The sequence below is a fragment of the Streptomyces sp. NPDC057137 genome (assembly GCF_042670825.1).
Lineage (GTDB): Bacteria > Actinomycetota > Actinomycetes > Streptomycetales > Streptomycetaceae > Streptomyces.
In genome coordinates, this window is sequence record NZ_JBHUUW010000063.1 from 17231 (window position 1) to 38333 (window position 21103).

Annotated in this window: 19 protein-coding genes; 7 read left to right on the forward strand and 12 right to left on the reverse strand. The window is 67.7% G+C overall.

Features of this window, described 5'->3' with window-relative positions:
* Positions 1 to 37 precede the first annotated feature (37 nt).
* The 5 genes from ACFT9I_RS32915 to ACFT9I_RS32935 all read right to left on the reverse strand — a co-directional run bounded on the left by ACFT9I_RS32915 (position 38) and on the right by ACFT9I_RS32935 (position 5702).
* Entirely contained in the window at positions 38 to 751 is a 714-nt protein-coding gene (locus tag ACFT9I_RS32915; RefSeq protein WP_382570414.1) for an AAA family ATPase, read from the reverse strand.
* 331 nt (positions 752 to 1082) lie between these two features.
* Positions 1083 to 2204 (reverse strand): HTTM domain-containing protein, encoded by a 1122-nt coding sequence (locus ACFT9I_RS32920; protein WP_382570417.1) that lies wholly within the window; start codon positions 2202 to 2204, stop codon positions 1083 to 1085.
* Positions 2194 to 2784: a DUF5819 family protein gene (locus ACFT9I_RS32925; protein ID WP_382570420.1), complete on the reverse strand. Its 591-nt coding sequence runs from the start codon at positions 2782 to 2784 to the stop codon at positions 2194 to 2196. The genes ACFT9I_RS32920 and ACFT9I_RS32925 overlap by 11 nt, the downstream gene beginning before the upstream one ends.
* Before the next feature lie 274 nt (positions 2785 to 3058).
* Positions 3059 to 4282, reverse strand: coding sequence for an ice-binding family protein (locus tag ACFT9I_RS32930; protein ID WP_382570423.1), 1224 nt, complete (start codon positions 4280 to 4282; stop codon positions 3059 to 3061).
* Positions 4283 to 5030: 748 nt separating this feature from the next.
* On the reverse strand, positions 5031 to 5702 hold the full coding sequence (locus ACFT9I_RS32935) for an HAD family hydrolase (RefSeq protein WP_382570472.1): 672 nt from the start codon (positions 5700 to 5702) through the stop codon (positions 5031 to 5033).
* 99 nt (positions 5703 to 5801) lie between these two features.
* On the opposite strand from ACFT9I_RS32935, the gene ACFT9I_RS32940 reads away from it, so the two are divergent.
* From ACFT9I_RS32940 to ACFT9I_RS32970, 7 genes are all read left to right on the forward strand, one after another.
* Positions 5802 to 7013, forward strand: a complete 1212-nt coding sequence (locus ACFT9I_RS32940; RefSeq protein WP_382570425.1) for a helix-turn-helix domain-containing protein — start codon at positions 5802 to 5804, stop codon at positions 7011 to 7013.
* A 506-nt stretch (positions 7014 to 7519) separates the two neighbouring features.
* Positions 7520 to 7798, forward strand: coding sequence for a hypothetical protein (locus tag ACFT9I_RS32945; protein WP_382570428.1), 279 nt, complete (start codon positions 7520 to 7522; stop codon positions 7796 to 7798).
* 225 nt (positions 7799 to 8023) lie between these two features.
* A complete protein-coding gene (locus ACFT9I_RS32950) occupies positions 8024 to 8203 on the forward strand; it encodes a hypothetical protein (RefSeq protein ID WP_382570431.1) in 180 nt (59 codons plus the stop codon).
* Positions 8204 to 8561: 358 nt separating this feature from the next.
* On the forward strand, positions 8562 to 8918 hold the full coding sequence (locus tag ACFT9I_RS32955) for a hypothetical protein (RefSeq protein WP_382570433.1): 357 nt from the start codon (positions 8562 to 8564) through the stop codon (positions 8916 to 8918).
* A complete protein-coding gene (locus ACFT9I_RS32960; protein WP_382570436.1) occupies positions 8900 to 9568 on the forward strand; it encodes a hypothetical protein in 669 nt (222 codons plus the stop codon). The genes ACFT9I_RS32955 and ACFT9I_RS32960 overlap by 19 nt, the downstream gene beginning before the upstream one ends.
* On the forward strand, positions 9565 to 9723 hold the full coding sequence (locus ACFT9I_RS32965) for a hypothetical protein (protein WP_382570439.1): 159 nt from the start codon (positions 9565 to 9567) through the stop codon (positions 9721 to 9723). Before ACFT9I_RS32960 ends, ACFT9I_RS32965 begins: the two co-directional genes overlap by 4 nt.
* A gap of 85 nt (positions 9724 to 9808) precedes the next feature.
* A complete protein-coding gene (locus tag ACFT9I_RS32970) occupies positions 9809 to 10615 on the forward strand; it encodes an aminoglycoside phosphotransferase (RefSeq protein ID WP_382570442.1) in 807 nt (268 codons plus the stop codon).
* Between the two features lie 304 nt (positions 10616 to 10919).
* Here the strand turns inward: ACFT9I_RS32970 and ACFT9I_RS32975 are convergent, their stop codons facing one another.
* From ACFT9I_RS32975 to ACFT9I_RS33005, 7 genes are all read right to left on the reverse strand, one after another.
* Positions 10920 to 12854, reverse strand: coding sequence for a TIGR03960 family B12-binding radical SAM protein (locus tag ACFT9I_RS32975; protein WP_382570445.1), 1935 nt, complete (start codon positions 12852 to 12854; stop codon positions 10920 to 10922).
* A 97-nt stretch (positions 12855 to 12951) separates the two neighbouring features.
* On the reverse strand, positions 12952 to 14517 hold the full coding sequence (locus ACFT9I_RS32980) for a CHAD domain-containing protein (RefSeq protein ID WP_382570447.1): 1566 nt from the start codon (positions 14515 to 14517) through the stop codon (positions 12952 to 12954).
* 79 nt (positions 14518 to 14596) lie between these two features.
* A complete protein-coding gene (gene rodA, locus ACFT9I_RS32985) occupies positions 14597 to 15796 on the reverse strand; it encodes a rod shape-determining protein RodA (protein WP_382570450.1) in 1200 nt (399 codons plus the stop codon).
* Between the two features lie 3 nt (positions 15797 to 15799).
* The gene (gene mrdA / locus ACFT9I_RS32990; RefSeq protein ID WP_382570452.1) at positions 15800 to 18094 is read right to left on the reverse strand and encodes a penicillin-binding protein 2; all 2295 of its coding nucleotides are present in this window, start codon (positions 18092 to 18094) and stop codon (positions 15800 to 15802) included.
* On the reverse strand, positions 18091 to 18759 hold the full coding sequence (gene mreD, locus ACFT9I_RS32995) for a rod shape-determining protein MreD (protein WP_382570455.1): 669 nt from the start codon (positions 18757 to 18759) through the stop codon (positions 18091 to 18093). Before mreD ends, mrdA begins: the two co-directional genes overlap by 4 nt.
* A gap of 11 nt (positions 18760 to 18770) precedes the next feature.
* Positions 18771 to 19730 carry a rod shape-determining protein MreC gene (gene mreC, locus ACFT9I_RS33000; RefSeq protein WP_382570458.1) on the reverse strand — a complete coding sequence of 320 codons (960 nt, stop codon included), beginning with the start codon at positions 19728 to 19730 and terminating at the stop codon, positions 18771 to 18773.
* Positions 19731 to 19976: 246 nt separating this feature from the next.
* Positions 19977 to 20996, reverse strand: a complete 1020-nt coding sequence (locus ACFT9I_RS33005; protein ID WP_031231655.1) for a rod shape-determining protein — start codon at positions 20994 to 20996, stop codon at positions 19977 to 19979.
* Positions 20997 to 21103: the final 107 nt, after the last annotated feature.

Consider the following 21103-nt stretch of genomic DNA (forward strand, 5'->3'; position numbering starts at 1 on the left):
TTCGTGCCCGATTCGAGACCGGGCACCGCGGCCCCGCCTACGGTTCGACGATGTGCCGCAGATAGGTGTGCGGGTCGGCGAGGTAGCGGCGCCAGTGATCCACGACGCCGAGCTCCCGCCAGACGACCCTTCGCATACCGTGCTCACCGACCTCGATGATGTCCGCGCCCGGCAGTGCGGTCAGCAACGGGGAGTGCGTGGCACAGATGACCTGGCCGCCCTCCTTGGCCAGCCGGTCGATGTGCCCGATCAGCTCAAGGCACGAAGAGAAGGAGAGCGCCGCCTCCGGCTCGTCCAGAACATAGAGCCCGGCGTGCAGGAACTTCCCGCGGAACGCCCCGAGAAAGCCCTCACCATGACTGACCTGGTCCGGCGAGAACCCCTCCCTGCCCAGGGCGTCCCGCGCGGTCTCGGCACGCAGGAAGAAGCCCTTGCGGGCCGACCAACTGGTGGCCATACGACGCCCGCGCCCTGAGGCTGCGTCGAATTTCATGCGCTCGCCGAGGGTCGACTTGCCGCGCGGGGAAGCGTAGCGCCAGTCGTGGGAGCCCCCGTAGGAGTCCAGGCCGAACCCCTCCGCCAGCGCCTCGACCAGGGTCGACTTCCCGGAGCCGTTCTCACCGACCAGAAAAGTCACCGGTGCGGTGAACCGCAGCCCTTCGTCGAGCAGTTGTCGGACGCAGGGCACCGACCAAGGCCAGGCTTCCTCGTCGTACGAGGAGAGATGGGCATACGCGCGTTCGATAATCACGCAACCAGTGTCGTTTGCTCTCGTCACCTGTGCTGCGTCGTCGCGAGACGCAGCGCCCGTCCGCATGACGACGGCCAAGTGGCGGCGGGGCCCCAGGAAGACCGAGCAGGTTCGGGCTCACCCCGAACATCGCGTGAAGGACCTTCCATGCACGCACCCTTGGCATGGGCGGCCGGGCTGCCGCCGACGAACTGACGAACAGTCACAGTGACTGCCACGCCGAAAACTTCGGTAGGCGCCCGGCTTGCGAGAACGGCCCCGAGTGCAGATCAGCAACGAGTCACCGCTCGGGGCCGCCCAGTCTCGACCATCAGCTGCGGGAACAGTGCCATCACCGAATGCCCCGGCCAGGGGGGACGCGAGACTTGCTCACATTCAGCGAGTCGGCCGACCCGTCGGCCCTGCCCTGCTGTGGCAGCAGCGCGGTGGGCGGGGGCACCTCAGCCGCTTGTCGCACGAACTTCCCGAGCCCTGCGCGCCCCGCCGCGCTTCCCCAGAGGCGTCGCAGTGCGAGGTAGAAGCGGTCGGGGAGAAAGACCAGGTCGGCGACGATCATCGCGCCGGAGAAGAGCGGCAGCCCCATGAGTACCGCGATCCCGATGTGCATGCCCAACAGCATGGCGAGGACGGGGTACTTGAGCCGCCCGAACAGGACGAACGGGAACGCGACTTGGAGGAGCACCGTCGCGTAACCGGTGATCGCGAGCAGTACGGTCTGCTCGTCCGCGATCTGTGAGAGTGCGGGCCAGGGCCGGAAGAGGTCGAGGTTCAGTACGTAGTGCAGCGCGGTGCCGCTGCCCCAGGTACCGCCCTGCACCTTGTACAGGCCGGCCGATCCGTAGAGGAAGCAGACCTGGACGGCGATGACGATCAGTCCGCAGTTGTGCAGCACCGTGACCAACATGGCCCGGGCGTCGCGGAGTTGACTGATCGGCGCCGCCGTACGGCCGGTGTCCGCCGCTGCGTACCGGGCCGCTCTGCGCGCGTCCAGGGACCAGCGCCGGCCGCAGGCGGTGAGTACGAGGTAGAAGGCCATCAGCAGGATGAGGTTGTCGCCGCCGTCCGTCATGAAGATGGACCGGGAGTGGAACGAGGCCACGACGACGGCGAAGAGGACGGAGATGGCGCGGGTGCGCCAGCCGAGCGCGAACAGCGCGGAGGTGACGACGGCCAGTGCGTAGCAGAGCTCGAAGTAGCTCCGGCTGTCGGAGAGGGCGAGGACGCTGGCCCAGCCGGTCTGGTCGTAGAGCTGTGCCGCGAGCTCCGGTGTCCAGGGCGAACCGGGTCCCCAGATCTCGTCGCGATGGGGGAACTCCCGCAGCAGGAAGCCCAGATAGAGCAGGCCGTAGCCGATGCGCAGCCCCGCGGTGGCGTACAGCGAGATCGGCCGCTCGGTCAGGAGGGCGTACAGGCGCCTGGTCCGGTCGCGCGCGGAGAGCTGTTCAGTTGCCATCGGGGGTCACCTTCCACCAGGGCAGGAGCCGGGTCTCGGGGGGTTTCGGCGTCCCCTGGGCCGTCCGCGTACCGTCCGCGCTCCGGGCGGCGATGGGCGTGGTGACGACCCGGAGCTGGATGAACGCGGCGTCTTTGCCGAGGCGGTCGGTCGTCCGGGCCACCGCGATGTTGCGCAGATACTTCTGCATCATCACGGCGCGGGCCGAACGCGACTCGTCGCTGCCGCCGTGCAGTTCGAGGTACGACGTCCAGGCCCGGCGCAGCTCGTTCTGCGCGGTGTGGCTGGGGAACGGACTGTGCTCGACCGCCGCGTTGTCCACAGCAGTCAGGTCGAACCACTCGCTCACCTGGACCGTGCCGTCGGCCGCGGTGCGCGCCGTGCGCGCGGAGATCTGCCGGTTGACGGAGTCCGGGTCAGGCGCGAAGAGCCGCCAGTTCTGCTCGAAGAGCGGATAGACCCAGGCGTTGATCTGCCGGCTGTAGCGCTGCGAGACGGCGTTGGAAGGCGCGATGTGCAGAAACACGAGCGCCGCGTGGGTCAGCACCGTCGCCAGACAAAGGAATACGACGGTACGCACCCCCGCCCTCAGTACGCGGAAAGTGGCCGGTACTCCGGCGGGGCCGGTTTTCCGTACCTCCACAGAATCCGGTCTCCGAGCCGTGTCGGCAGTTCTCACGACGTCAACCGCCTCAACTGATTCCACCGAATCAATTCCGCCCGGCACCGGCACCCACCCTGTCTTTTTCATATCAGCTACTCACGCCCGGAGTTTTTGCGGGGTTTCCTGGGGACGCCGCGCGGCGGAATCGATGAGATTCCACCGCGCGGCGCGATCCGTGGTCCGGCCTTTGTCAGGCCAGGTGCTCGGGCTTGTCGCCGTAGCCGCCGTGCTCCGGGGGCTGCTCGCCGTAGCCGCCCTCGTCGTCGCCGTAACCGTGGTCCGGCTTGCCCGGGGGCTTTCCGCCGTGGTCGTGGTCCGGCTTCCCCGGAGGCTTTCCGCCGTGGCCGCCGCCGGTGTGGCCGCCGTGGCCGCCGCCGCTGTTTCCGCCGATGGTGTTGCCGACGGTGTTCCCGCTCGTGTTGCCGCTCGTGTTCCCGGTCGTGTTGCCGGCCGTGTTGCCCGCGATGATCCCGCCCGGGGACCCGCCGGTCGTACCGCCCGTGGTGCCGCCGGTCACGACGCCGCCGAGGACGCCACCGAGCACGCCGCCGGTGGTGGTGCCGGTCGTAGCGCCGCCCAGCACACCGCCGAGGACGCCGCCGAGGACGCTGCCCGTCGTTCCGGTGGTGGTGCCGGTCGTGGTGCCCGTGGTGGTGCCGGTCGTGGTGCCGGTAGTCGTCCCGGACGTGGTGCCGCCCGAGCAGGTGGCGCGGGTGATGCGGTTGGTGTCCAGGGTCACCGAGCCGTTACGCGCCAGCGCACGCCCGTCGATGCTCGCCCCGGTCGTGGCGCTGATCGAGGTCAGGGCCAGGATGTTGCCGACGAACGTCGAGTTGGTGCCCAGGGTCGCCGAGCTGCCGATCTTCCAGAACACGTTGCACGCCGCCGCGCCGTTGATGAGCGAGACCCGGCTGGCGGAGGCCGTCGTCAGCCCGGAGCCGACCTGGAAGACCCAGACGGCGTTGGGGTCACCCTGCGCGTCGAGGGTGAGGGTGCCGGTAAGACCCAGCGTCGAAGACGCGGTGTAGACACCGGGAACGAGCGTCAGGCCGCCGGCGTCCGGCGGGAGCGCCGCGTCCGTGGCCTGCCCGGCGGCGTTGTTGTACGCGGCCACCAGATCGGATTTGGCCTGCAGGGCCACCGCGTCCGCGGAGTGCTGCGCGCCGTTGACCAGGCCGGGCGGGAAGCCGCTGATGGCCGTGCCGGGGCTCACACCGATATCACCGGTGATGACTGACGGGCCGGTGTTGGTAATCGACTCACCGGCCAGAACGGCGAAGGCGTCGGCCGTGCCGAGGGGGACGGGTGTGGCGATGGCGAGCGCCTGGGTCGGCGTGACCGCGACCATCGCGGCGGCGACGGTTGCCGTGAGCGCGGCGGTGAGCCAGCCGGAAATGGATCGTTGTCGAGCCATGCCACGGATATTGAGCTTCATCGAGACCATTTCTCTCGGGAGACGGGGGCCCGCCGGGCCGCTACCGATCGCCCGGAAAGCCTTCATTCTGTCGCGGGCAGATTACGCATGAATATGCCCTGGACGGAAATGAACACGGAGAAATCGCGATGTATTTAGTTTCAATACTGTGAGAAAATGCCGCAAATACTTCAACCTGGAATATCGAACAGCTCAGGTTATTCGATCATGCAGAATGGATTCTCCAAATGGAATCAACGACACACGAATCCTTATTCATCGCACTCATGTGGAGGAACTCCTCACCGCGAGCCGTTGCCCTTGCGTCGGCTGACGGGCGACCCAGCGCCAGGTCGAGAGGCTGCCCGATTCCAGGCCGGTGTCTGGGCCCCGGGCCCGCACTCATGTCAGTTTCCGGTCGTCGGCAGCGGGGTCCGCCCCTCCGCTCCCCGAGACCGGGGTACGACCCGCTGCACGCCGAGTGAAGCCGGAATCTCCAAGGCTTCCGTCTCAGTAGAACCGGAAGATCCTGCGGGACCGCCGCCTGGGGGCCATGGTGTTCACTAGGCCATGCTCGGCATCGCCCGACCCCACAACCTGGCCCTCACCGGATAACTCACACCCCAGACGGGACAACCTCTAGCCATCCGCACGCGCGAGCACACGGGCCTCCGTCGCCGCCAAACCCAACAGCAGGATGTCGTGCGTCGCGAGATCGCGATGTCAGCGTCGCGGTGGGTGGAGCGTTTTACGCCCGGCCAGCGATGAGGTAGAGAAGGCGGTTGACGTCGGTGAGGTCGTCCAGGACGTGGTGAGCGCCTGCCTTACGCAGCTCGGCCGCCGAACTGTGGCCTGTCGCCACGGCGATGACGTGGACACCGTTCTCCAGCCCGCCTTCAACATCCGCTGGCGTGTCCCCGATCAGCACCGCATCCCTCGCAGCGGTGGACGAGCGGGTAAGGGCGATGTCAACGAGAGCGGGCCGAAGATCCGCGTCCTCTCCGTACGCGCCGGCGTCCCATTCAATGTGGGTGTCCAGGCCGAAGACGCCCAGCTTGATTTCCGCAACAGCACGGACGTTGCCGGTCACCACGGTCTGCCGGACGCTCGCGTGGGAGAGAGCATCCAGGGCCGCGGCAGCCCCCGAGAGCGCCGCGCCGCGTTCTCTCAACTCAGCTACGTGCGTTACGTGTTGCTGAGCGAGAGCGTGCGCGAATCGTTCGAAGTCAGCGCGGTCGGTTGTGAGGCCGTGCAGTTCAGCTGTCTCCCGGAAGATCACGGCTTCGGTGATCCCGTCGATCGTGGCCTGCTCTCGCATGGGCTGACCGGTCACCTCCGCGAATGCAGCGGCGGACAGGTCGCGTCCTACGCCACGTGTCTCGATGAGTGTGTGGTCGATGTCCCACAGGACCAGAGGCATGTGTCGCCCCTCCCCAGAATTGATCACAATATCCACCATGTTGCGGAAGGTCCCCATGGCGGAGCGGTCCGTCCTACTCTGTCGTAATCGGGAGGGCTGATGGCGGAAACACCAACGCTGATCGTCGGGACGCGTATCCGGCACTACCGGCGCAAACACGGCAATCGGTCGATGGCCGCCGTTGCAGGGCTGTGCGGTGTCACAGAGCGGTACTTCTCGATGATCGAGAACGGGAAACGCACTCCGTCACCTGGGTTGTTGACGCTGATTGCCGCCGAGCTCCAAGTGCCGGTCTCGGCCCTTCTTTCTGACGAGCCGCCGACCAGAGCGACAGCCTCGCTGACGACCAACCCTGACGTGGCACGCGCCTTGCTGGGGTACGGCTCGGCCCGCCCGGGACCGGCTGTAGGCCCTGCGGCGCTGCGCGAGCGCGTGGAGGAGGCTTGGCGCACGTGGCAGAAGAGTACGGAGCGATTCACCGAGATTGAGGAAGTGCTGCCCGTACTCATCGCGGACGTTGAGCATTCCGTCCGGGCTCACCGCTCGGCGAGTGACGAGTCCGCTAGGCGCGACGTGCTCCGCACGGCGGCGGACTTCTACGGACTCATGAGGTCGTACTGCCGCCGGTCCGGCCGGCTCGACCTGTCTCTCATGGTCGCGGACCGGGCCCGTCGAGCGGCGGAAGACGCGGACGATCCGATCCGGATCGCTGCGGCGCACTGGAACCTGGGCCACTGCCTGTTGTCCCAGGACAGTGGTGCGCAGGAAGCGCACGAGGTCGCCGGCATCGCGATCGAGCAACTGCGCTCGGTCCCGGAGAGTACAGAGAAGGCCGCCGTACAAGGAGCGCTCGAACTGGTCTGTGTCGTCGCGGAAGCCCAGCGGAAGAAGTGGTGGGACGCTCGTCAGCGCCTGTCGAAGAAGGCGGCCCCGCTCGGCAAGAAGGCTGGCGACTCCAACGTCATGTGGACCGTCTTCGGTCCCACGAACATCGGCCTTCACGCCCTGAGCATCGAGATGCTCGCCGGCCAGTGCGCGGAGGGTCTACGCCTTGCTGACGAGGTGGACATCTCTCAGCTCCCGAGCAGGGAGCGGCAGTTCACGTTCACGCTTGAGCTTGCCCGCTGCTACGACCAGCGGCGGGACGACGCTGCTGTCCTGGTCCACCTCCTGGACCTGGAGAAGCTGAGTGCCGAGGACATGGCACGAAGTGCCGTCGCGACCAACATGGTGACGGGCCTCGTCCAACGTGTACGTCCTACCTACCGGCACCAGGCGTCCGATCTCGCCGAGCGCTTGGGAATCGCTTAGCCGACCGGAACTGAGAGTTCACCCGAACTGGGAGTTCGGGTCGTCGTCGCGTACTCGCCGTAGCTTCCTGCTCACAGCAGTGGTCCACGAGATGAGCCTCACGTGATGACGGACCCGCCGAGTGTTCTCCCGCGCCCCGGCAGCGCCTTAACGCTCCCGAGTTGGGAGGTGCTGCGGGTCGGCAGGTACTACGGCCTTCAAGCCCTGGCCCGGATCAACCCTCCCGGCACGGTGGCTGTGGACCCTGCGGTGCCGGGCGTCTACTTCTTCATCAAACCAGGCGCCGCTGCCAAGTGGCCGGCGATGCCTGCCGACGGTCCTCTGAGCGTGACGACGGATCTGGAGTTGCCGCCCCAGGAGCGTTGCAGGCCGCCCGGCACCTACTGGCTGGTGCCACCACCACGAGGGGCTATCAGCATCGCGTGCACGCGTGCACTACGCGCGGCGCTGTCCCACGTCCTCCCTGCACTGTTCGTCGCGCCTCCACCCACCAAGGAGGCACCCCTGTGAGCACGGTGATCAAGCTCGCTGACTGGACGCTCGGCGTCGATACCGAGCCGGGCGTGTCCGGCCCTGTGCACGAGATCGAGTGCACAACGTGTGGCGAGTCGTCGGAAGCGTCGGACGGGCGGACGAACCCTGAGGAATGGGCGCTCAGGCACACCGGCAGCAATACGAGTCACCGCAGCTACCGGGGCATCACGACGTCGTTCCTGCGTGTGACACCGGCCCCTGGCAACCCGTACAGCGAGCGGGCTGACGCCTCGCCCGAGCCACCTGAGTGACGGCATGAACGCGCCGCCTCCCACACGCTCAGTGCCACCGCCGAAGCTCGTGTGTCCGCCGGCCGCCCCGTCATCTGCCGTGCCGCCCCAGGGCGAAGGCAGGGGGTGTCTCTACACGCTCTCGATACCGAGTTGCTTCGGCTTCCTCGCGTTCGTCGGCACGTTGCTCTTCCTCGCGGCCGTGCACGACCTCACCCAATGACCTAGCTGTCGAAAGGCGCCCCCATGGCCGGACCCACAGCGGCAGCGCACCCGCCCAAGGACGAAGGGCTGGTGGAACTCGAAGAGGCGGTCCACAACGGCGGTTTCTGGCGGCTCGTACCCGAGTCCGTCCCCCGCGTGTACGCCAAGGTCGACCGGAAGTTGCTGACGCACGTCGAGACCTGTCTGCGACGGCTGACATGAGGACGGCGATAGAGGGCTCCAGAGCTGCGGGGCTTGAGCCTGTGGCCGTCCAAGGGTGCGACGTGTGCGAGGCGTTGGCCAATCAGCGCGAGGAAGCCCGCCATCGCGGCGGTACGCCGACGGTGGAGGAATGCAACGCCGAGTTGCGCTCGCACCCCGACCACGCTCGACCTGGTGGGCGCGCTGCACGTCGCATGGGGCCGCGACAAGGAGAAACCGGGTGGCGAAGCACCCCAAGGTGACGCAGACACCGATGGTGCGTCCCACGGACACACGCGCCCCCGCCAGCCCCAATCCACGCCCACGCGCATGAACGGACAACCCGTAACCGGGCGGGAACCAACCTCGGAGGACCCGCATGCACCAGGTGATTGCCAGTCCGCAGGGCGACAAATTCGTCATTGCGCGCCCCGGCACTCGTAAGGGAATGCAGATTCCGCGAGCGATGCACCATGAGCTGTCCAGCGCGGTTGCCAGCGGACGCAACGTGCCGGGGTGGCTGGTCAATGCTGCCCGCAAAGCATGGGGGCTTGAACTTTCCGGGCAACCAGCCAGAGGCAACGTGTTGGTACGTCCGGCCACCCAGCTAAATTACAGCCGGGCGACCTGGGAGATTAACAAGGGTTGCAATTTCGACTGCGAACATTGCTACCTTGCCGAGCGGGCCATTCCTACCGGCAGGCGTTCATGCTCGGAATGCTCATCGAGATTCTGACGAACGGATCAAGGCTGCACCGGCCGGAAATCATCGAACAGCTTTCTGCGATGCCGCCGCACAAAGTGACGGTCTCACTGTACGGGGCGAGCGCCGAGAGTTTCGATTCTCTCACACGTAAGCCGGGCGCGTTCAAGCTGCTCACGAAAGGACTCAAGGCGGCCAAAGAAGAAAATGTGCCGCTCGAACTCGCGTTGATCGTCACAAAGCACAACGCGCATGAAGTGCAGGCCATGCGGGAAATCGCGGATGAGTACGCAACGACGTACACCGAGTACGCGAACATCTCCCCAACCTACGACGGCAACTCTCAACCGCTCGCCGCTCAGGCTCCGGGTTTCCTGGACAAATCCTCTGTCTTCAAGGGCTGTCCGGCCGGACACACCTTCTTTCACGTAGACCCCCACGGGTTCGCCACCATGTGCAAAGTCGGCCGTGAACGCCCCATTGGCCTCATGACCGAGGGACTTGACGGCCTGCTGCGTCTGCCTGCCATCGCAGACGCCCAAATGCTTCGCTCCGGTGGCTGTAGCGGCTGCCAGCTCTCGGCCAAATGCCGGGTATGCCGGCCACTCGCCAAGGCGTACCAAGAAGCGAAGGCACCACTCAACACCTACTGCCAACACGACAATGGAGATGAGACGGCATGACTGCTGTCACCGTAGAGATCACGCCCCGCCCCACACTGACAACGGCCATGCGGCCGAGCACCCCCGAACCCGCCGGACTCGTCTTCGTGGATGACGTGGAGTCTCTGACCGAAGAGTCCACACCGGGTTGCGGGAACGACAACCCGTACAACTAGGCGCCGGAACGCACTCCCGCGTGGGCTTCACGGTGTTCGTACGCCGTGAAGCCCGCGTGGAACGTCGTGTGAGAGTCTGGGAGCTGTGGCAACAACGCGAATTTCATTCGATGATCTCCCTTCCGCCGTGCTGGCCGGCATCGAGCACCGCACAGGGGCGATCATCAAGACCGAGACCGTAAGTCAGGGCTTCAACAGCGAAATTGCGGCACGGGTATTCAGCACGAACGGCGTATGTTTCGTCAAGGGACTGCGAGCCGATCATAAGCGCGTGTGGACACAGCACCGCGAAGTGGAGGTAAACCCTTACCTAAGCGGAATCGCCCCCGCTCTTCTCTGGCGCATCGAAGAGTGCGGATGGGTGCTCTTGGGGTTCGAATCCTTGGACGGCCACCACGCGGACTACTCGCCAGGTTCGGCGGATCTCCCGAAGGTTGTGAACCTGCTGCACCGACTGGGGGAAGTTGCCTGCCCCGATGTCGAGTTGCGGCACGCGGAACAGCGCCTGGAGTCGTACGCGGCCAAACCGACTGACGTAGACCACTTCGCGGGCAACTCCCTGGTTCACACTGACCTGAACAACGAGAATGTCATGGTGGACGGCACCGCCTATCTCGTTGACTGGGCTTGGGCCACACGTGGCGCGGCATGGCTGGACCCCGCCTATTGGGTCGTGTGGCTCATGGCAGCCGGCAAGCACGACCCCCAGTCGGCGGAGACGTGGGCCGCAAGAGTTCCGTCATGGCAAAGGGCAGCGCCCGAAGCAGTCACCGCCTTCGCGCTGGCGACCGCGAACGTATGGGAAGAAATCGCGGGAACAGACCCGGACCCCTGGACGGCCGGAATCCTCAGCGCGTCCCAACGCTGGGCGGAGCACCGGAAAGCCGCTTGACCGCCGAACGGGCCCCGTCCGCGCTATGCCCGTGGCGCATGGACGGGACTCGCTAGTCATATGGGCGGCGCGCAGGGTGAATTGCTTGGCCACCCACTCAACCTCACTGGTGAAGCTGGCCTCACTCAGGACGGTTCGAACCGCGGGTAGCGGGGTCTTCCCCGCCGCCCTCCGAGACCTGGGCCCGACCCGCAGCACTCCGAGCGAAGCCAGGATCTCCAGCAGCCTCAGCCGCAGTAGTCGCCGAGAGCGCCCCAGCGATCCGCCCCTACCGCTTCATCCACCCCACTGCCTGTTCCACAGATCAAGAGCTGTTCTTGACCGTCAGCGGCAGCAGCTTCTTGCCCGTCGGGCCGATCTGGATGTCGAGGTCGAGCTGAGGGCACACCCCGCAGTCGAAGCACGGCGTCCAGCGGCAGTCCTCGACCTCGGTCTCGTCGAGCGCATCCTGCCAGTCCTCCCAGAGCCAGTCCTTGTCGAGACCGGAGTCCAGGTGGTCCCAGGGCAGGACCTCCTCGTACGTGCGCTCGCGGGTGGTGTACCAGTCGACGTCCAGGCCGGCCTGCGGGAGGGTCTTCGCGGCGGCGGTCATCCAGCGGTCGTAGCTGAAGTGCTCGCGCCAGCCGTCGAACCGGCCGCCGTCCTCGTAGACCGCGCGGATCACCGCGCCCACCCTGCGGTCGCCGCGCGAGAGCAGGCCCTCGACGATGCCGGGCTTGCCGTCGTGGTAGCGGAAGCCGATCGAGCGGCCGTACTTCTTGTCCGCGCGGATCTTGTCGCGGAGCTTCAGCAGTCGCGCGTCGGTCTCCTCGACGCTGAGCTGCGGCGCCCACTGGAACGGGGTGTGCGGCTTGGGTACGAAGCCGCCGATGGAGACGGTGCAGCGGATGTCGTTCTGCCCGGAGACCTGGCGGCCCTCGGCGATGACCTTGACCGCCATGTCGCCGATCTGCAGGACGTCCTCGTCGGTCTCCGTCGGCAGCCCGCACATGAAGTAGAGCTTCACCTGGCGCCAGCCGTTGCCGTACGCGGTGGAGACCGTACGGATCAGGTCCTCCTCCGAGACCATCTTGTTGATGACCTTGCGCAGCCGCTCGGAGCCGCCCTCGGGGGCGAAGGTGAGGCCGGAGCGGCGGCCGTTGCGCGTCAGTTCGTTGGCGAGGTCGACGTTGAAGGCGTCGACGCGGGTGGACGGGAGGGAGAGGCCGATCTTCTCCTCCGCGTACCGGTCGGCGAGGCCCTTGGCGACGTCGGCGATCTCGCTGTGGTCGGCGGAGGACAGCGACAGCAGGCCGACCTCCTCGAAGCCGGTCGCCTTGAGGCCCTTCTCGACCATCTCGCCGATGCCGGTGATGCTGCGCTCCCGGACGGGCCGCGTGATCATGCCGGCCTGGCAGAAGCGGCAGCCGCGCGTGCAGCCGCGGAAGATCTCGACGGACATGCGCTCGTGCACGGTCTCGGCGAGCGGTACCAGCGGCTGCTTCGGGTACGGCCACTCGTCCAGGTCCATGACGGTGTGCTTGGAGACCCGCCACGGAACGCCGGAGCGGTTGGGAACGGTACGGGCGATACGGCCGTCCGGCAGGTACTCCACGTCGTAGAAGCCGGGGACGTACACCCCTCCGGTCTTCGCGAGCCGCAGCAGCAGCTCCTCGCGGCCACCGGTCCGCCCCTCGGCCTTCCAGGCCCGGACGATCTCGGTGATCGTCAGGACGGCCTGCTCGCCGTCGCCGATGACGGCACAGTCGATGAACTCGGCGATCGGCTCAGGGTTGAACGCCGCGTGGCCGCCCGCGAGCACGATCGGGTGGTCGACGGTGCGGTCCGCCGCGTTGAGCGGGATCCCGGCCAGGTCGAGCGCCGTGAGCATGTTGGTGTAGCCCAGCTCGGTGGAGAAGGAGAGCCCGAAGACGTCGAAGGCGGAGACGGGGCGGTGCGCGTCCACCGTGAACTGCGGGACCCTGTGCTCGCGCATCAGCGCTTCGAGGTCGGGCCAGACGCTGTACGTGCGCTCCGCGAGCACGCCCTCGCGCTCGTTGAGGACCTCGTAAAGGATCATGACGCCCTGGTTGGGCAGCCCGACCTCGTACGCGTCGGGGTACATCAGCGCCCAGCGGACGTCGCACTCGTCCCAGTCCTTGACGGTGGAGTTGAGTTCACCACCGACGTATTGGATCGGCTTCTGCACATGCGGGAGCAGAGCTTCGAGCTGCGGGAAGACCGATTCAACAGCAGACATCACGGCGACTTTCGTGGGCTGACGGGGTGACGAGGGTGGGGTGACCAACCAGGCTACCCCGACCGTCGGCCACCCCTCACCGCGCGAGAATCCTCCCTCAGCCCGCCAGCGCCTTCCGCAGCCCGGGCTTCGCCGACTTCCGCCAGACGCGCGGCAGTTCGCGCTCGCGGTCCGCCGCCCGCGCCTCCTCCTCGCCGTACAGCAGTCCCCAGGTGAAGGCGGACTCACCGGCGGCGTGGGCCTGGATCGCGAGGTCGCGCAGGGCGTCGCGGGCCACCACGCTGTCCTGGTGGTCGCCGAGCACGCCCTGCACGGCCTTCATCCGCTTCGAGAAGCGGTTCGCGGGCTTCCCGAGGGCGGGCCCGGCCGCGTCGGCGGCGTAACGGGCCCGCTTGGCGGCCTTGCGGGCGTCGTGCAGCGCCAGATCGCGCTCCTCCCCCGGCGCGAGTCCCAGCGCGTGCTCGACCCGGCCCGCGAGGCGCTCGTAGTCCTTGAGGATCGCCCGGGGCAGTGCCTTGGCGGGTTCGCGGCCGGCGCCGGCCAGCAGGGGCGGATCGGCGAGCAGTGCGTCCACCGAGTCCAGCAGGCGCAGATAGCGGGCGCTGTCGAGTACGCCGAGGGTCCTGGCCCGCGCGTCGGTGCGGCCCGCGGCGTCCCAGATCCGCAGCCGGGCGTGCACCGGGCCGAGCAGCAGGGTGGTGTCGTGGGCGTCGACGGCTTCGGCGAGCCGCTCGGCGAGGACCTCCTGGTCGCGGTCGACGCCCAGTTCCCCGGCGAGCCACTGCAGCTCGGCGCCGATGGGCCGGCTGGCGTCGCGGTCGAGCACCTTCTTGTACGTACGGAACGCGGACCGCATCCGGCGGGTGGCGACCCGCAGTTGGTGCACCGAGTCGGGCAGGTCGCGGCGGACGGCGGAGTCGTACGAGACGATCGCGTCGGCCTGCTCGCGCAGATAGGCCAGCACATGGTCCCCGGCGGTGACCGGCCCGCGCTTCGATGCCGCCCTGGCCCGCTTCCTGGTGGCGGGCGCCGTGTCGGCGAGGGCCCTGGCGAGCTTGGACGCGGCGGACGCCGGACGTACTCCCGCCTTGCGGAGCACCTTCTCCACGGCGTCGAGGAGCGCCGGGTCGCCGTCGTCGGCCAGCTCGACCTCGATCTCGGTCCAGTCGGCGGTGCCGGTCCCGGCGGGCAGGCGTTCGGCGCGGACGGAGTCCACGGCCACCTCGGCGAGCGTCCGGCCGGCCCCGTCGACCAGCAGGCTGAGGTCACGGGAGGTCCGCAGCCGTACGACGGGGGTCAGCGCCGCGCCGCGGACCCGTGAGCGCACCAGCGCCGCCAGTTCGTCGGGGAGGGTGTCGGAGAGCGGGGCCTGGATCTCGTCGCGCACGCCGTCGCCGACGGGGAACTTCAGATGCCAGCCCTCGTCCCCGCCGCCGGTCCGGCGGCGGAGCGTGAGGGAGTCGGCGGTCAGCCGCAGGTCAGGCGTGTCGTGGTACACGGCGTCCAGCTCGGTGACGCCCTCGTGGGTGACGGCCGAGACGACGCGGACCTTGGTGAGGTCCGGCAGGAGGGAACGCCCGTGTGGCTCCGAGCCGGTGCCACCGGCCACCGCCCGCTCCGGGAGTTCGTACTTGCGTTCGATCTCGCGCTTTGTGTCAGCCATCTTCACAAACGTAGCCGCAGGGGCCACCGAGTGGCAGCCCCCGCGACGTCAAACGGGCATATCAAGTCAGACGGGCAGCTCAAGCCGACATCGGCCGCTGCACCCTGATCGACTGGAGCAGTCCGACCGCGATCCAGACCGCGAACATCGACGTGCCTCCGTAACTCACGAACGGCAGGGGCAGACCCGCCACCGGCATGATCCCGAGCGTCATCCCGACGTTCTCGAAGGACTGGAAGGCGAACCAGGCGATGATCCCGGCGGCCACGATCGTCCCGTACAGCTCGGTCGTCTCCCGGGCGATCCGGCAGGCGCGCCAGAGCACCACACCGAGCAGCAGCAGGATCAGCCCGGCGCCGAGGAAGCCCAGCTCCTCGCCCGCGACGGTGAAGACGAAGTCGGTCTGCTGCTCGGGGACGAACTGGCCGGTGGTCTGGGAGCCCTTGAACAGCCCGGTGCCGGTGAGCCCGCCCGAACCGATCGCGATCCGCGCCTGGTTGGTGTTGTAGCCGACACCCGCCGGGTCCAGCTCCGGGTTGGCGAAGGCGGCGAAGCGGTTGATCTGGTACTCGTCGAGCACCCCGAGCGCCGCGACCGCGACGGCGCCGACGACACCGGCGCCGACGAGCCCGAAGATCCACCGGTTGGACGCCCCGGAGGAGAGCAGGACGCCGAGCACGATCACCGCCATGACCATCACCGAGCCGAGGTCCGGCATCATCATGACGATCACGATCGGGACGACCGCCAGGCCCAGGGACTTGGCGACCGTCCGGTGGTCCGGATGGACCTGGTCCCCCGCGTCGACCCTGGCCGCGAGCATCATCGCCATGCCCAGGATGATCGTGATCTTCACGAACTCCGAGGGCTGGAGGGTGAATCCGCCGCCGAGCACGATCCAGGCGTGCGCGCCGTTGATGGTGGCGCCGAGCGGGGTGAGGACCAGCAGCACGAGCACGACGGAGATGCCGTAGAGCACCGGCACCGCGCCGCGCAGGGTGCGGTGGCCGAGCCAGATCGTGCCGATCATCAGGGCCAGCCCGATGCTCGTGTTCAGTATGTGGCGGAAGAGGAAGTGGTACGGGTCGCCCTGGTTGAGATCCGTACGGTTGCGGGTCGCCGACCAGACGAGCAGCGACCCGACCGCCGAGAGCGCGAGCGCGGAGAACAGCAGCGGCCAGTCCAGCCTGCGCGCCAGGGAGTCACGGGCCGCGAGCGTGGCCCACAACCCGCGCTCGGGACCGTATCCGGAGACGGAGAAGCCGCTCGTGCCGGCCATCGTTCAGTCCCTCCGCGCGGGTGGGCCCGCGAGCTGTTCGTTGTCGTTCGGCGCCTGCCCCGGATCGTCGTTCGGTGCCTGCCCCGCCTCGTCGGGCGCCTGCCCGTCGTCGGGGGCCGGGCTCGCGTCGTCCACCGGCCCGGTGTTGTCACCGGCGGGCGCGATCTCGTTGCCGTCGAGGGGCTTCTTGTCCGGTACGTACGGCTTGACCTCGGGCGCGTCGATCGAGCCGTCGGGCTGGATCTTCGGCAGTGCCGTACGCGGCTTGGGCATCAGGGCCTTCTTGAGGTTCTGGCCGCCCTTCGCGTCGAGGCCGTACATCGCCTCGTAGATCTTGCGCACCGCGGGGCCCGAGGCTCCGGAGCCCGTACCACCCTGGGAGATCGTCATGACGATCGTGTAGTCCTCGGTGTACGAGGCGAACCAGGAGGTCGTCTGCTTGCCGTAGACCTCGGCCGTACCCGTCTTGGCGTGCATCGGGATCTTGTCCTGCGGCCAGCCGCCGAACCGCCAGGCGGCCGAACCGGTGGTCGCCACTCCCGCGAGGGCCTTGTCCAGCTGGTCGCGCAGCTTGCGGTCGATCGGCAGCTTGCCGTGCGACTTCGGCTTGATCTCCTCGACGCTCTTGCCGTCGGGGCTGACGATCGCCTTGCCGACACTCGGGTCGTACATCGTGCCGCCGTTGGCGATGGCCGCGTAGATCGTCGCCATCTGTATCGGCGTGACGAGGGTGTCGCCCTGCCCGATCGAGTAGTTGACCGCGTCACCGGCGCGCATCCGGTTGCCTTCGAGGCAGCCTTCGTACGCCAGTTGCTCGACGTACGTGCCGCCCTTCTTGCCCTGCTTGCACCAGCCGGCCTTGTTGGCCTCCCAGAAGTCCTGCTTCCACTGGCGGTCCGGGATCCGGCCGGCGACCTCGTTGGGGAGGTCGATGCCGGTCTCCTTGGCGAGACCGAACTGCTTGGCGGTCTTGTAGAACCAGTCGTTGGCGCCCTTCTTGGGCTTGTTGCCGCCGTCCTTCTGCCACTCCTTGTGCGCGAGCCCGTAGAAGACGGTGTCGCAGGAGACCTCCAGGGCGCGGCCGAGGTCGATGCTGCCGTAGCCCTGGGACTCGAAGTTCTTGAAGACCTGGTTGCCGATGGAGTACGAACTGGGGCACGGGTAGCTGCCGTTGAAGTCGTATCCGGCCTTGACCGCCGCCGTCGACGAGATGACCTTGAAGATCGAGCCGGGCGCGGCCTGCGACTGGATCCCCCGGTTCAGCAGCGGGAAGTTGGACTTCTTGCTGGTGAGCTTGGAGTAGTCCTTCGCGGAGATCCCGCCGACCCAGGCGTTGGGGTCGTACGTCGGCTGGGAGGCCATCGAGACGACGCGGCCGGTCTTGGACTCCAGGACCACCACGGCGCCCGCGTCGGCCTTGTAGTTCTGGTTGGTGTTGCGGTCGTTCTCCTTGCGCGCCGCCTTCATCGCCTCGTTCAGCTCGTACTCGGCGACAGCCTGCACGCGCGCGTCGATGGAGGTGATGATGTTGGAGCCCGGCTCGGCCTTGTCGCTCTTGGCCTGGCCGATGACGCGTCCGAGGTTGTCGACCTCGTAGCGGGTGACGCCCGCGTCACCGCGCAGGTACTTGTCGTACGTGCGCTCCAGACCGGAGCGGCCGACCTGGTCGGAGCGGAGGAACGGCGAGTCGGTGTCCTGCGCCTTGGTGATCTCCTCGTCGGTGACCGGCGAGAGATAGCCCAGCACCTGGGCGGTGTTGGCCTTGGCGGGCGCGGCGTAGCGGCGTACGGCGGTCGGCTCCGCGGTGATGCCGGGGAAGTCCTCGGCGCGTTCGCGGATCTGGAGCGCCTGCTGGGTGGTGGCCTCGTCGGTGACGGGGATCGGCTGGTAGGGCGAGCCGTTCCAGCAGGGCTGCGGCGTCTTGTTGTCGCAGAGCCTGACCTTGTCCTGGACGTCCTTGGGTGTCATGTCGAGGACGTCGGCGAGGCGGGTGAGGACGGCTTTCCCGCTGTCCTTCATCTTCATCAGCTCGGTGCGGCTGGCGGAGACGACGAGACGGGTCTCGTTGTCGGCGAGCGGCACACCCTGCGAGTCGAGGATCGAGCCGCGGACGGCCGGCTGGACGACCTGCTGTACGTGGTTGTTCTTGGCCTCGTCCGTGTACTCGGCGCCGTTGCGGACCTGGAGGTACCAGAGGCGTCCGCCGAGTGTCAGCAGGAGCGAGAAGACGAGGATCTGGATGACGACGAGCCGGATCTGGACCCTCGGTGTCCGTCCGGTCTCCGGAATGTTGCTCACAGTCGTTTGACCCCCTTGATCCGTCCGGCCCGTGCCGCGCGGGAGCGGGCCGTCTTCAGCCGCAGTCCGCCGCGCTGGTTGCCGATCTTCAGTCCGGTCCCCGCCGCGAGCCACCCGGAGGCGACGTCGCCGGCACCGCTCGACTTGCTGTCGCCGAGCGGGTCGTTCTCCGCGCGTCTGGCCAGGGCCATGATCAGCGGGACGGTGAACGGGGCGAGCAGCAGGTCGTAGATGGCGGAGGTGATCACCAGGTTGCTGAGGCCGACATGGCGGGCGGCGGTGTCGCCGACGAGGGCGCCGACGCCCGCGTACAGCAGTGTCGTGGTGACGGCCGCGCCGACGACGACGACCATCGGGCCCAGCGCGGTGCGCAGTTGGCCGTTGTCGGGCTTGGCGAGTCCGGCGAGATAGCCGATCACACAGAGGACCAGCGCGTAGCGTCCGGCGGCGTGGTCGGCGGGCGGGGCGAGGTCGGCGAGGAGTCCGGCGCCGAAGCCGATGAACGCGCCGCTGACGTGTCCGTAGACCAGGGCGAGCGCGACGACGACGAGGAGCAGCAGATCGGGTACGGCTCCGGGGAGTTGGAGCCGGGCGAGTACGGACACCTGGACGACCAGCGCGACGACGACCAGGGTGACGGAGAGCAGCGTCCGGTTGAAGCGCATGGGGATCAGCTCTACTCCTGCTCGTTGACCTGGCCGTCACCCTGGGCGTCCTGGCCGTTGGGCGACGGGGTGGCCGTGACGGTGACGGTCGGTGTGGGCTTGGGCTTGGCGGGCTTCTTCGGCAGGACCATGTCGCGCGGGTTCTCGCGGGGTGCCTGGACGACGACGCCGACGATGTCGAGCTTGGTGAAGCCGACGTACGGGCGGACGTAGATGTCGCGCGTGAGGTCGCCGCCGGAGGGGTCGACGCGGACGACCTGACCGACCGGCACTCCGGGTACGAACGGCCGGTCCTTGCTGGATCCGAACGTGACCAGCCGGTCGCCGTTCTTCACCTTGGCCTTGCCGTTGAGGAGTTGGACGTTCAGCGGCTGGTCGCCCTGGCCGGTGGCGAAGCCCAGTTCGTTGGACTTCTCCATCCGGGTGCCGACCGTGAAGTCCGGGTCGTTGGCGAGCAGTACGGTCGCGGTGCTCGGTCCCACGGTGGTGACGCGGCCGACGAGTCCGTCGCCGTTCAGTACGGTCATGTCGCGCTTGAGGCCGTCGTCGGCGCCCGCGTCGATGGTCACGGTCCAGGAGAAGCCCTGGGCCGCTCCTATGGCGATGACCTCGGCGGCCTTGATGCCGTACTGGCCGGCGCCGGCGGTGGCGAGGAGCTTGTCCAGCTCCTGCACGCGGCTGCGGTTGCGGTCGTCGCTGCCGAGCCGCTGCTTGAGCGCCGCGTTCTCCCGCTCCAGGACGGTGACGCGGTCGTGCCGTTCACCGGAGTCGCGTACGGCCCCGATGGCGTTGCCGACCGGGTCGACGGCTTTCGAGACCCCGTTCTGCACCGGTCCGAAGACCGTGGCCGCGGCCTGTCGGGCACCGTCGACGGGTGACGCCTCTCCCCCGCGGATATCCACCGTGATCAGTGCGAACGCGATGGCGATCAGCAGCACCAGGAGCAGCCGGCTCTCTCGTGTGTCCCTCACGTGCGGCGGCCGTGCCTTCCTCGTTGGAATGCCTCGTCGGAAATTTTCGTGCGAATCGCGGGAATCACCCGGATGGGATTCGTCTCAATTGGCACATCGGATTGGTCTTGTCTGTATATCAACGATCCACCGGCGGAGACGTCAGCGTTCCATATGGGGTGTCCCCCGGGCCTGTTGAGGCCCGGGGGATATTCGCCCTTTTCATGATCTGCGCGGATCAGTGGCCGGTGGCCGGCCGCTGATCCGTCATCTGCGCGGCGAGGCGTCCAGCACCTGCTGAAGGGCTTCGAACTCCTCGACGCACTTGCCGGAGCCGAGAGCCACCGAATCCAGCGGGTCCTCGGCGATATGGATGGGCATGCCGGTCTCACGGCGCAGCCGCTCGTCGAGGCCGCGCAACAGGGCGCCGCCGCCGGTGAGGACGATGCCGCGGTCCATCACGTCGCCGGACAGCTCCGGCGGACACTTGTCGAGCGTGGTCTTCACCGCGTCCACGATGGCGTTGACCGGCTCCTCGATGGCCTTGCGGACCTCGGCGGCCGAGATGACGACGGTCTTCGGCAGCCCCGACACCAGGTCGCGGCCGCGGATCTCGGTGTGTTCGTCCTTGTCGAGGTCGTAGGCCGAACCGATGGTGATCTTGATCTGTTCGGCGGTGCGCTCACCGAGGAGGAGCGAGTACTCCTTCTTGATGTGCTGGATGATCGCGTTGTCCAGCTCGTCACCGGCCACCCGGATCGACTGGGCGGTGACGATTCCGCCGAGTGAGATCACCGCGACCTCGGTGGTGCCGCCGCCGATGTCCACGACCATGTTGCCGGTCGCCTCGTGGACGGGAAGTCCCGAGCCGATGGCGGCGGCCATGGGCTCTTCGATGATGTGCACCTGACGGGCGCCCGCCTGGGTGGACGCCTCGATGACGGCGCGTCGCTCGACTCCCGTGATGCCGGAGGGCACACAGACGACGACCCGCGGACGGGCCAGATAGCGACGCTTATGGATCTTGAGAATGAAGTAGCGCAACATGCGTTCGGTGATCTCGAAGTCGGCGATCACGCCGTCCTTCAGTGGCCGGACGGCAACGATGTTGCCCGGTGTCCGGCCGATCATCTTCTTCGCTTCGGCGCCGACCGCGAGGATGCCGCCCGTGTTGGTGTTGATGGCGACGACGGACGGCTCGTTGAGCACGATCCCTCGACCCCTGACGTACACCAGCGTGTTGGCGGTCCCGAGGTCGACAGCCATGTCACGGCCGATGAACGACATCTTGTTCCCCATGAGGATGCGTCTGGCCTTCCCAAATCGAGCATTGACGGCTTTTCAGGATGGCGAGGTGGATGCTGTGGCGTGGAGGCTTCCATCGTAGTGCCGCC